The 12,462-nt window shown below is 46.2% G+C and carries 9 protein-coding genes; 7 read left to right on the top strand and 2 right to left on the bottom strand.

The genetic code is table 11. From position 1 onward, the window contains the following. The first annotated feature begins 1 nt into the window (after position 1). From NSS79_RS24825 to NSS79_RS24810, 4 genes are all read left to right on the top strand, one after another. Positions 2–814: a PfkB family carbohydrate kinase gene (locus NSS79_RS24825; RefSeq protein ID WP_342436552.1), complete on the top strand. Its 813-nt coding sequence runs from the start codon at positions 2–4 to the stop codon at positions 812–814. A gap of 92 nt (positions 815–906) precedes the next feature. Next, positions 907–1,620: a GntR family transcriptional regulator gene (locus NSS79_RS24820; RefSeq protein ID WP_342436551.1), complete on the top strand. Its 714-nt coding sequence runs from the start codon at positions 907–909 to the stop codon at positions 1,618–1,620. A gap of 124 nt (positions 1,621–1,744) precedes the next feature. Next, positions 1,745–3,328, top strand: coding sequence for an amidohydrolase family protein (locus tag NSS79_RS24815; protein WP_342436550.1), 1,584 nt, complete (start codon positions 1,745–1,747; stop codon positions 3,326–3,328). A gap of 1 nt (position 3,329) precedes the next feature. After that, the gene (locus tag NSS79_RS24810) at positions 3,330–4,760 is read left to right on the top strand and encodes a YfcC family protein (RefSeq protein WP_342436549.1); all 1,431 of its coding nucleotides are present in this window, start codon (positions 3,330–3,332) and stop codon (positions 4,758–4,760) included. Between the two features lie 374 nt (positions 4,761–5,134). Here the strand turns inward: NSS79_RS24810 and NSS79_RS24805 are convergent, their stop codons facing one another. Beyond that, positions 5,135–5,620 (bottom strand): GNAT family N-acetyltransferase, encoded by a 486-nt coding sequence (locus tag NSS79_RS24805; protein ID WP_342436548.1) that lies wholly within the window; start codon positions 5,618–5,620, stop codon positions 5,135–5,137. A 355-nt stretch (positions 5,621–5,975) separates the two neighbouring features. Then, complete coding sequence (locus NSS79_RS24800; protein ID WP_342436547.1) at positions 5,976–7,022, bottom strand: PocR ligand-binding domain-containing protein; 1,047 nt, start codon at positions 7,020–7,022, stop codon at positions 5,976–5,978. Between the two features lie 201 nt (positions 7,023–7,223). Here NSS79_RS24800 and NSS79_RS24795 point away from each other — a divergent pair, with 201 nt between their 5' ends. The 3 genes from NSS79_RS24795 (at position 7,224) to NSS79_RS24785 (ending at position 12,411) form a co-directional block, all read left to right on the top strand. After that, entirely contained in the window at positions 7,224–8,360 is a 1,137-nt protein-coding gene (locus NSS79_RS24795; protein WP_341118982.1) for a glycerol dehydrogenase, read from the top strand. Between the two features lie 3 nt (positions 8,361–8,363). After that, positions 8,364–10,127, top strand: a complete 1,764-nt coding sequence (gene dhaK, locus NSS79_RS24790; protein WP_342436546.1) for a dihydroxyacetone kinase subunit DhaK — start codon at positions 8,364–8,366, stop codon at positions 10,125–10,127. A gap of 136 nt (positions 10,128–10,263) precedes the next feature. After that, on the top strand, positions 10,264–12,411 hold the full coding sequence (locus NSS79_RS24785; protein ID WP_342436545.1) for a hypothetical protein: 2,148 nt from the start codon (positions 10,264–10,266) through the stop codon (positions 12,409–12,411). Positions 12,412–12,462: the final 51 nt, after the last annotated feature.

Raw genomic sequence — 12,462 nt, 5'->3', positions numbered from 1 at the left:
TATGAGAGTATTAGGGATCGGCGATAATGTGGTCGACAAGTATGTTCATCTGCGTATGATGTACCCCGGTGGCAATGCACTCAATTTCAGTGTTTTTGCCAAAGGAGAGGGTGCGGATGCGGCCTTCCTCGGCGTGTTCGGTGATGATGCTGAGGCAAGGCTGGTAGAAAATACATTGCAACAGCTGGAGATAGATACCACGCGCTGCAGACATCACAGTGGTGAAAATGGATGTGCACGTGTAACGCTGGAGAACGGGGAAAGAGTTTTTCTCGGCAGCAATGAAGGCGGGGTTACCCGACTTCATCCCATAGAACTTAGTGAAGACGATAAGGAATACATCCGCGGGTTCGATATTATTCATACGGGGCTTTACAGCCACACCGGGCATCTGCTTGCTGAGCTGAATGAGCTGAAGATTCCTCTTTCCTTTGATTTTTCCGATGACTTTGAGGAAGAGCAAGTAGAACGTTATATCGGTAATGCCGATTTTGCCTTCTTTTCCTGCAGCCATATGACGGATGAAGCGACCCAAAGTTATATCCGTTCCAAACGCAAGAGAGAGGGCCAGGTATTAGTTGCAACACGCGGCGGAGACCGGTCTATCGCCTATGATGGAGCAGACTTTTATTATCAATCTCCGGAATTCATCCATGCTGTGGACACGATGGGAGCGGGGGATTCCTATATTACGGCCTTTTTACTAAGCATGCTTAAGGACGGAGATATTCAAGCCGCAATGAAGGAAGGTTCACGATTAGCTGCCAAAAGCTGTCTGGTAGAGGGTTCATTTGGATTCGGAGCCCATTATTAAGGCACACGCTTATCTTTGCTTGTGAAAAAGAGAATCGTTTGTTACTCTAAGGAAAGAGTAATATAACGTTATATAACAAGTGAGGGTAAACCATGTTAAATGCAGAAAATGCTGAGCCATTATACATTCAATTGAAAAACGCAGTTCAATCCGCAATCGCCAACGGCAGCTTTAATCAAGGGGATAAAATACCTACTGAAATTGAGCTGGCCGAGACCTATAATGTGAGCCGGATTACTGTGCGCAAAGCGATAGAAGAATTGGTGAGAGAAGGATATTTGACGAAGCGGCAGGGCAAGGGCACGTTTGTGAATAGGCCCAAGATCGGCCGGAAGATTGAGCATATTATCAGTTTTACGGCTGCCTGCAAAGCAAATGGAGTTTCATCGCATAGCGTAGTCACGGAGAGAAAAAAGCTGAAAGCCGATGCAGATACCGCAGAGCGGCTGCAAATCCAGCCAGGTGAGTCTGTGCTGTATATTCAGCGCCAGAGATATGCCGGCGAACAACCGCTGATGCTGGAAAATAACTATTATCCGTTTGAACGGTTCGCTTTCTTAATGGAGGCCAATCTTGAAGGTTCGATATATGAGCTGCTGCGCAGCGAATATAATATTGATCCAAACCAGCCGGGAGAGACGATATTACAAATTGTCTTGGCGGACGAACCTCAGGCGAAATTACTGGAAGTTCCGATCGGCCAGCCTCTGTTTTACATGAACACCATTATTTACGACCAGAATAGTAAGCCGGTTCATGTAGGGAAGCAGTTCATTATTGGTGACCGTTACCAATTTACTTTGTAATTCATGAAAGTCAGCTGGAATTTCAAATACGTAAAAGCTACTGTTTCTTCTAATGATGGAGAAGCAGTAGCTATAGTATAACGTTATAAGTCGTATTATAAATTTGAACTAAGGCGGAGAGATCATGGGAGCAGCTGAACATGGTTTTGCAGAAAGAGTACTAATGTCTAGTGCCGTGTTTACAGGAAAAGAGGAGGATGCCTCGCCTGGATTCATCGCCCTGCAAGGTGAACGGATTGCCGCGGTCGGTGATCCGGCAGAGGCAGAAGTCTGGATCGGACCGAAGACGATTGTTCATCATCTGAGGGATACTTTGATCATGCCTGGTGTGCATGATAATCATGTGTTTTTCACCGGATATATGTCCTTGCACCGTGGCGTGGATCTGACAAATGCAGCCTCTATAGAAGATGCCTTGCAATTGCTTATAGAAGAAGCGGAACAACAACCTGAAGATCAAAATGTATACGCTTACGGTTGGAGCCGGGAGTTATGGGGAAAGCTCCCAGAGCAAAGTATATTAGATATAGCTTTTCCTCAAAGGGCCGTTATTGCCATGAATCGGACGAAAAATTATTGCTGGATGAACCAAATTGCCCAGGATAAATATCAGTTCACCCCCGAACAGTGCAGTGCTGAGGCGCGTGCCAGCTTGCTGTATGAAATGATGCAGGATCGGGAATTAGTCAAAAAAGAGTTTCTGGATTTCACCCGGATGCTTGCCAAGCGGGGTGTAACCTCCATAAAAGATATAGGCTTTGACCAGCACAGCGGTTTATTGCCGGTTCTTGAAGAACTGGAAGCTGCCGGGGAACTGCCGCTGCGGTTTCATTTTGCGCTGGAGCCTGTGCTGCAGCCGATTGATATTCGCGCCGGAATTCAATATAAAGAACGCTATCAAGGGGAGGTTCTCCGCTTTCAGGGATTCAAGCTGATGATAGACGGTGTTGTGGCTGATCATACAGGGGATATGCTGGAGCCTTACGCAGATCTGCCAGGAGTAACTACTTTGCAGCCGGTTGACTATGACGTAATTGAAGCTGCAGTATTTGAAGCAGACAGGCATGGAATCAAGTGCTGTCTTACCGCTGAAGGGGATGCAGCAATTCGGAGAGCGGTAGATATGCTCGAAACCTGCCAGCAAAACCAGGGGGATCATCCGATTAAACATTCTATAAGTGATTTGGAATACCCTCACCCCGATGATTTAAAACGGATGGGGGAAAACGGGATTTTCGCCGAGGTGTATGCCCAGATCCTGCTGTTAAATCCCTCCTATGAAGATGCTTATATGGCGGCTGTGGCTGGAAAGGCGAATGAAAGCCGGTTCTATGACTACCGGTCCATGCTGGATGCGAACATCCCCATAACGATTGGCACTGATTTACCTTTGTTCCTGACTAGTGTTCCTGATTCGATCTACGCAGCCACTTTCCGGTTGTTTCCTGATGGGTCGCCACCTGAAGGCTGGAATATTGAACAGGGAATGCCAGCGTCTGAAGTCTTAAAGGCATGGACCCTTAACGGGGCCAGACACTGTGGTATGGAAGAGAGCACGGGAACTTTAGAAGCGGGGAAATATGCCGATATTGCTGTATTTGACCGCAATCTGCTGGATGCAACAGCTGCCGATATCAGAGACGCACATGTCGTATTAACTATCGCTGCCGGAAAAATCACCTACGATGCTTCTAGGAATGAGGGATAGAATGGAAACCTCTAAACGTAAAATAAAATGGTCTCTGCCTCATAGTTATACATTGATTTTCTTGATTATAATCGCTATTGCCGGTTTGACTTGGGTTGTCCCGAGCGGTCAATTTGACCGGCAGGAAGTCATCGTAGATGGTTCTGCCAAGACAACTATTATCCCGGGAACCTATCATTCTGTAGCGAAAGTCAGTGAAGAGGGAGATTTGAGGCAGGGCCTTGCACAAATCGCCAGTGCGCCTATGGAAGGTATTATCAATGCCGCTGATGTGGTTGCCTTCGTACTTATTGTGGGCGGAGCCTTCGGGATTATTTTGCAGACTGGAGCGATTGACCGGGCGCTGATGGCCTTGGCCGGACGGCTCAAACAAAAAGGGATATTACTGATTCCGATAGCGATGGTCATTTTCAGCCTTGGAGGTTCCACGTTCGGAATGAGTGAAGAAATAATACCTCTTTACGCCATTTTCATTCCTTTAATGTTTGCACTCGGTTTTGACTCCATCACGGCCATCCTCATCCTATTTCTTGGAACACAGATCGGTTATGTCGGCTCCACCGTTAATCCGTTTTCGGTATTGATTGCCCAAGGCGTAGCGGGAGTGCAAGGAAACCCACAGCTATGGCTGAGATTTATTGAATGGGTTGTATTCACTGCGATATCGATCGGTTTTACCATGTGGTATGCGCAGCGGGTGAAGAAAAATCCGGAGAAATCTGCTGTATTCCAGAATGACATTTTAAACCGCCAGCACTTTATTAAAGAAAACTCAGGTATAGAGGTGAACTTCACCCATCGGGATAAACTCATCATTGGCGGCTTTATCGTTACCTTGGGGTTGATTGTGTGGGGAATTATGACCCAGGGCTGGTATATGACCGAGATCGGTGCCCTTTTCTTCGTACTTGGTATTTTCTCGGGTGTGGTCACCAAGATGAATCAGAAGGAAATCGCTGAGAACTTCGTAAAGGGCTGTGGCGAATTCATCTATGCGGCGGTCATTATAGGGTTGGCCCGGGGAATACTTGTCGTTGCTGAGAACGGCATGATTATCGATACGATCCTGAATGCACTGGCAAACCTGCTTAAAGGTCTGCCGAACTATTTGTTCACTACCATCATGCTGGTCGTCCATAATATTATCACGTTCCTGGTTCCTTCTTCCTCCGGTGAGGCAGCATTAACAATGCCCGTGCTTGCCCCATTGGGCGATCTGGTCGGTGTCAACCGTGAAGCGGTCGTAACCGCTTATCAATTTGGCAATGGGTTGACCAATCTGATTTCGCCAACAGGTGGAGTATTATTGGCAGGTCTGGCAATCGCCCGGATTAATTTTGGGCAGTGGCTCAAAGTCATCCTTAAGCTGTTTCCAATCTTGTGGCTGGTGGCTGCAGTCTTTGCCGCGATATCCTCAGCTGTGGGAATGTAAGTACTGCGGAATTAGAGCGCGTCAATAGCGTGAATATATTATATAGATTGAATATAAGATTTCCCCATTTGGGCGAGGACGTAACTACGGTGAATATTTGGACTTCCGGCCGCTGTTGTCCCCAGATTTCTTGATTTAACCTATGCGGTTGAAATCCGGAGACTGCTTATGCTTTCGATGCTAGCTTTCCTTCGGAAAGCTTTCAGGCGGTCACTACCGCTCCTCCAGTTCCAAAATTCCCCTCCGTTACTTTTGCCCTTTTGTGTAGTTATTAAGTTCATTTTTCTAAAAACCACAATAAGTGAAACAGAGCAGCGATTCTCCAATAATGGGGGGAATCGCTGCTCTTCGTTTTTGCTCCATTGCGGCTTGCTTCAGCAAAAATATACATAATCTATGTGTTCACCAACAAACTCTGCAATATTTTGATTTTCCCTTTTTTGATATATTGTGAACCCAACACTCTCATACATTCGTTGAGCAGGGATTAGGTCATTATTTGTGGTTACAATTATTTTTCTTACATCATTTTGGGTGATTCTATTGACCGCTTCTTGAAGCTGTATTTTACCATAACCATTGCTTTTGTGTTTTGAAGCAATGCAGTTATGACCAATTTCTACATACTCAGGCATGTTTCTCGGGTCCCATGAAACAAATCCGATGGCTTCATCGTTTAGTGTTGTGATAAACCCATATTTATCTGCAATTTGCAAATTGTCAAAGAAAAAGTTGTCAAAAACTTGCCAATCAGCATTACAACTTTGCTCATATCTGCAATCAAATGAATATGTATCTTTCAATAAGTCAAAGAGTATTCCTCGATTAAAGTCGCTCACTTTTTTAAATTCAATACTCATGTACTAATAACCCCCATTTTCTTGAAATATCAGTAGGTAGTTGATATGAAATCATTGTTTATTGCTTTTTCTGTTCCTGTGGTGAAAGCTGAGTATACAATGTAAACACGTATGATTGCAGAAACTTGTTCCGCTCAAACAGCGGAGAGGACGGACTGATTGTGGAAAAGCGGCAGCGTTCGCCTTTGTCCCCGGATTTTCACCGCTAAGGAGAATCAAAAAAATCTGGGGACAACAGCGATTGGAACAACGGTCCGTTCGTGGAGCGTCCACCCAAGTGCTCACGTTGATCCTGCTCAAAAAACGATGGGTCTTAAGCATCCGTTTCACGGCATTTGAGAAACCACCTTTGCATTTAGCTGACACCCTGATTTTCCCGATAACCTTTACGATAAAGAGCAGGTGTGATCTCTTCGAATTTTTTGAAGATTTTAATGAAATAACCCGGTTCATTGAAGCCCAGCTCATCACTGATTTGAGAAACGGGCATATCGGTCACTTCGAGCAGCTGCTTCGCCCATTTTACCTTAAGCCTTGCCAAATAAGTGGTGAAGTTTTCTCCCGTTTCCTTCGCAAAAAGTCTGCTGAAATAACTGGGACTGATGTGACATAGCTCAGCCATATGACTTAATGTTATATTTTCACTTTTGTTATTGTAAATATAATCCCAGGCGGGTTTAAAGATCGGATTTGTACAAATACTCATATCACTGGATGTGTTTTTAAGGTAGGCATCCGCGATGGCATTGGTCATTTCTTTTTTGATCGACTCAATATTTTTAATGGTGTAGCCGGGCAGAATAGTGGAGAGGTTTAGGGCTTCATCGTTTCCGGCAGCCTTCTCGAACATTTCGACCAGCAGATTTTTGTTGAGTGCCTCTTCGATAATATAGTTGCATAGGAGAAACAGCATGTTGGATATTTTCACGACTTCTTCATAGGTCATCGTTGGTATATCATCGTAGTAAACCTTCAATTGATTCCCTTTGAGCAGATGTGATGATTTGTTTGGCGAAGATACAATTTGCTCCAGATCTGTACCGTTCTCAGGATCGGAAAGCTTGACCTGCCCCGCCATCACAGCACCCAGGTATTTATCATCCACAGTGATCGGAATCGCAATATCTATAATATTAAAGTGGCATAGATAAACGTAAGGTGCATTTAATCGAACTGCTTCAAGCCCGCCGCGGGAATCACACTTCTGGCAAAACGGCAGCAACTCCGGATCCTTCCGCACATTCTGACAGAAAGCCTGGCAGCTGCTGTGGCTGGTCACAGGGATTCCCTTGTAATCAACCGTCAAAATAGCCAGCTTGGTAACGGTAGCCAAGGAATCCTGAAGCCGCTTCCATTTTTTGAGATCCAAAAATTTGCTTATATTTAAGGACTCTTGCATCAAAAAAATCACCCCTCGATTTAGAATCGTATAATAAGGACCTTCTTTATGGCAAGAGGATACCATTGTTACTGCACAGTGCAAATAATTACGATTAAGAATTATAATTATTGGTTATGATATTCCACTATCAAGATCAATATCCTGCTTTATACTCTAATTAATTAATAAAATTTGTTATAAAAAACAGGAGGCGTTAGATTCATGAGAAAAGCATTTATTAGTCCAACTAAATATGTTCAAGGTGAAGACGAGTTATTAAATCTTGGCTACTTTGTAACTTCATTTGGTTCCTCCGCTTTGTTGATTGCCCATCCCGATGATGTGAAACGGGTAAAGGATAAGCTCGATGCTACGTCTAAGAAGTTTAACATCACCTTTGTTGAAAGCGGTTTTAAGGGAGAGTGCTCACGTCAGGAGGTCGCCAGATTACAGGCTATTGCGACAGAGAAGGGCTGTACCTGTACAATCGGCCTGGGCGGAGGCAAAGCGATTGATGCGGCCAAATGCGTGGCCCAGGGGGAAGCTCTGATCATTTGCCCGACGATTGCCGCTACCGATGCGCCTACCAGCCATTCAGCCGTACTGTATACACCGGAGGGTGCTTTTGATGATTATGCCTATTTCAAGCAAAGTCCTAGTGTTGTTTTGGTAGATACAACGGTGATAGCCAATGCGCCTACACGTTTTCTTGTGGCAGGGATGGGGGACGCTTTGTCCACCTATTTTGAAGCAAGAGCGACCTCCAAGTCTTATTCGAGAGTGAACGCCAGTCTGCCCATGGGCTCAAGAGAAGGCCACTGTGCCCCTGCTGTAGGCACGAACGCAGCGCTCGCGCTCGCAACCCTATGTTATGAAATGCTGCTTAAAGACGGGGCGAAAGCGAAGATAGCCAGTGATAGTAATGTGGTTACACAGGCGCTGGAGAATATCGTGGAGACTAATATTTTATTGTCGGGTCTTGGTTTTGAAAGCGCAGGCTTGGGCGGCGCACACGCGATCCATGATGGTTTAACCATTCTGGAAGGAACACATTCCTACTATCACGGGGAAAAGGTTGCCTTCGGCACACTTGCCCAACTGGTGCTGGAGAACGCCCCGACGGAGGAATTGCATCAGGTTCTGGATTTTTGTCTGGAGGTAGGGCTGCCTGTGTGCCTGGCGGATATCGGCGTAGATCATATTACGGCTGAAGAACTGCTTCAAGTCGCTGAAAAAGCCTGCATTCCTGAAGAATCCATTCATGCGATGCCATTCCCTATCACAGTAAAGGAAGTTGCAGCTGCGATTGCCGCGGCAGACAGAATTGGCCAAAACTACAAAACAGCCCGGGAGGCCTAATCCATGAAGAAGATCATCAATCAGCCGGAGAACACGGTCATTGAAATGTGCAATGGCATTGCCATGGCCCATCCGGAGCTTGAATTTGTGAGGAAGTATAAAATCATTAAGAAAAAAGAAATCAATGAAGATAAGGTCAGCCTGATTAGTGGCGGCGGCAGCGGACATGAGCCTGCACATGCAGGATATGTGGGGAAAGGCATGCTGGATGCGGCGGTATGCGGAGATATTTTCGCCTCCCCGTCCCAGATCCAGGTATATCAGGCCATTCAGGCAACCGCCAGCAAAAAGGGTACCTTGATGATTATAAAGAATTACAGCGGTGATATGATGAATTTCAAGAACGCAGCTTTTTTGGCTGAAGAAGACGGGATTGAAGTCGATTATGTCCGGGTAGAAGATGATATTTCGGTACAGGACAGTTTATATACGGTAGGGCGCCGGGGAGTAGCCGGAACTGTACTGGTGCATAAAATTGCCGGGGCGGCGGCAGAAGAGGGCTGGAGTCTGGCGCAGGTGAAAGCCGCTGCGGAGAAAGCGGCTGCAAATGTCCGCAGCATCGGTTTCGGATTAACCTCATGTACGGTTCCTGCCAAGGGAACCCCCACCTTCGAAATTGCTGAGGATGAGCTGGAATATGGCGTCGGCATTCATGGGGAGCCGGGAATCCGCCGCGAAAAAATAGCAACTGCCGATAGTCTGGCAAAACGTATGGTGGAGGCACTTTTAGCGGATTTAAAGATCGGGGGCGAAGCTTCTTCCGAGATTGCACTACTCGTTAACGGATTTGGGGGAACTCCGCTGCTGGAGCTGTATCTGTTAAATAACGCCGTGACCCGGGAATTAGCAGAGAAGAAAAATATTAAGATTTGTAAAACCTTCGTCGGAAACTATATGACAAGCATTGATATGGCCGGAGCCTCCATCACCCTTATGAAATTGGACGAAGAACTGAAAATGCTCTTATTCAAGGAAAGCGATACCCCTGCCTTCAAAGTTTCAGGGCCTACGGAAAGCGTTCCGTATGTTGATATTGCCCGGGACAATCTCACAGAATCATCTGTATCCTTTGAGACAGAAACACCTGAAGCATATGCCAAGATCAATGGCGATACCTTTACACTCGATAATTTCGTCTATCTGTTAGACAAGATGAGCGAAATCATTATTAGAAATGAAGTTCCGTTCTGTGAACTGGATTCACATGCGGGTGATGGCGATTTCGGGATGAGTATTGCCAAAGGATTCCGGCAGTTGAAGCGGGAGTGGAAAGATATTCTGGCACATAGCCAAGCGGACATAGGAAGCTTTATGAATGCTTGTTCACTGGTTATTATGGAATATTGCGGAGGGGCTTCCGGACCGATCTGGGGTTCTGCATTCCGTTCAGCGGGTAAGGCTGTTGGTGCGAAAACAGAAATAAGTGTTTCTGAATTTGCTGACATGATGCAGGACGCTGTACAAGGCATACAAACAGTCGGTGAACGTTCATTCGGGCGTGGAGCCGTGGTGGGGGACAAAACCTTGATCGACGCTCTTGTGCCTTGTGCAGATTCCTGGTCGAAGAGCAGTCAGGCCGGAGATGATTTCAAAACCGCTTTTGTGAAGGGGGCCGATGCAGCCATTGAAGGAGCCAAAAAGACAGAAGCTATTGTGGCACGTATGGGACGCGCAGGCACTGTTGGCGAAAGAAGCATTGGATATCCGGATGCGGGTGCCTATGCGCTTGGGGTTATTTTTAAGGAGCTTTCGGATCAATTGAAATAAAAAGATCACATGCTCAAAAGGTATCAGCGTTAGATCTCTTAGCGCTGCTATACCTATTGCGAGTATTGATAACGCTTACATTTAAGGAGCTATGATGATATAACCCCATAAGTTCAAGACAAAGGAGCTATCTATAATGAGTAAAATGGTTTCGCAATTCAAAAAACCACAGGGCTTACTGGCCTTAGCCTTGAGTCTGATCATTCTTGGAAGTCTGATCGCCAATATGTTTAACACTTCATTTTATTCGGTGAACGTGAAAGAAATTAAATTCGAGGGTGATCATGGTACACTTTCCGGGCTGCTCTATACACCCACTGGGGCTGGTGCAGAGGATCCCAGGCCGGTAATCATAACGACACATGGCTATCTGAATACTAAAGAAATGCAGGATGCTCCGGCGATCGAAATGTCCAGACGGGGTTATATTGTCCTGGCGCTTGATATGTATGATCACGGTGATTCGCGCTGGGAAAGTGACATCCCCGTGAAGGACTTATTCGGCACCTTCTGGGTTTATTCCCAATTTGACGCGTCCAAGTACATTTTTGAACAGGATTACACCAAAAAAGATGATAAGGGTAACGCTTATGTCGCGGTCAGCGGCCATTCGATGGGCGGATTCTCCTCATTGGTAGCTATGTACATGGATGAACTGACCTCGCTACAGACCGGACAGCGCATGATTTATGCCGGGATTTCTGCGGGTGCCGATTTCTCTTACGCCTCCGCGGTTGCTCCTCAGGATCAGATTCAAGCTGCTTTTGGCAGCCGGACGGTAGGCATGATTGCGGGGAAATATGATGAGTTCTTCTTCAATAAGTCGGATGATGAAAAGAGTGCAACCGAGAAGAAAGTACAGGGGACCGTTACGGAAAAGGATTTTGCGGCAACGATCTCGGGCAAAGGATTCCTTGGACTTGCCGCGGACAATCCGGCTGCAGAGACGGGAAAGTTCTACACTGTAGAATCTGGAGAATTGAAGCTTGAAGATAAGGTCGTTCGTCCAGCGCAGAGCGGTGAGCATATCTTATTTACACCTAGCCAGACTCACCCGTGGAACCATTTTTCCAAAACTGCAACCGCCAGCTTTATTGATTTTTATGCCCATGCCTTTAAAGGTGTGACCTCACCCAACCAGACAAACGCTGATCTTGGTTCAGGCAATCAAATCTGGTGGATGAAAGAAACGGGCAATGCTATAGCATTGGTGGGCTTCTTTCTGCTACTGGTTCCCTTGATCAGCTTGCTGCTGAAAGCTCCATTCCTGAAGCGTTCGGTCACGGCTTCCACAACCACGGTAAGCGCGCCTTCAACCGGGATGCAGAGAATCGCCTATTGGGCAGCCATTGTGTTCTCGACGTTGTTTCCGGCCATATTGTTCCCTACGTTAATGGATAAGCAAGCGGATGGACTGAATGTTCTGAGTGTAATTTCCATGATCCTGCTAATCATTTGTTTGGCCGCAGCGGCCGCAGGCTTTATTCTGGCCAACAGCCAGAAGGCGAACCCGGATGTCCGCGCCAAAATGAAAAACATAGGCATAGGAAGTGCGTTGCTGGCGGTAATTTCGCTGGGTTTGTGGATCGTCTTTGAAAAATCAAGTCGTATTCTCTCGACCAGTTCTTACTTTAACGAACCTACAACAAATCAGATTGGATATTGGGCGCTTGTCTCCGGTCTCATTATTGCCTTTATAACCTGTGCGTTCTACTATTTCTCGAAAAAGCAGGCGGGTACGAAATTCAGCAGCTATGGGATCCATCTGAACTCTATTACCATCATCGCCAGCTTGTGCACTGCCATTGCAGCTGTGTTCGTTGGTTATCTGCTGCTGTTCGCCGTGCAGGCAGTAGCTGGCACAGATTTCCGTCTTTGGACCTTTGCTGTACGTACCTTTGAAATCGAGCATTTGATCACGGGGCTTCGGTATATGCCATTTTTCTTTATTTACTACTTTGTCAGTGTTGTTGCACTAAATGCCAATACAAGAGGGCAAAGAAGGGGATATCTGCTATCCATTATTCTGAATGTGGGCGGACTTATTCTTTGGATGGCAGCTCAATATGGCAAAGATTTCATTACGGGTGTTGCACTTTATCCAGAGCAATCCTTAAACGGTATTCTGCTGTTCGCCATGGTGCCGCTTCTCCTAATAGCTGCTGTATATGCCCGGAAGATTTTTGAGAAGACCAACAATGTGTGGCTGGCCTCCTTCTTGAACACCATTCTGTTCACCATGATTACCGCAGCGAATACGGCAATGTTCTGGAATCTGGTTTAGATCAACGCGAGACAAAATTAAAGGTGGTCCCGGGCTATTAGCGTAGCTGCG

The sequence above is a fragment of the Paenibacillus sp. FSL L8-0436 genome, from assembly GCF_038593025.1.
Classification (GTDB): domain Bacteria; phylum Bacillota; class Bacilli; order Paenibacillales; family Paenibacillaceae; genus Paenibacillus_AQ.
The sequence above is the reverse complement of the archived record's forward strand: the minus strand, read 5'-3'. Positions and strand labels throughout refer to the sequence as shown.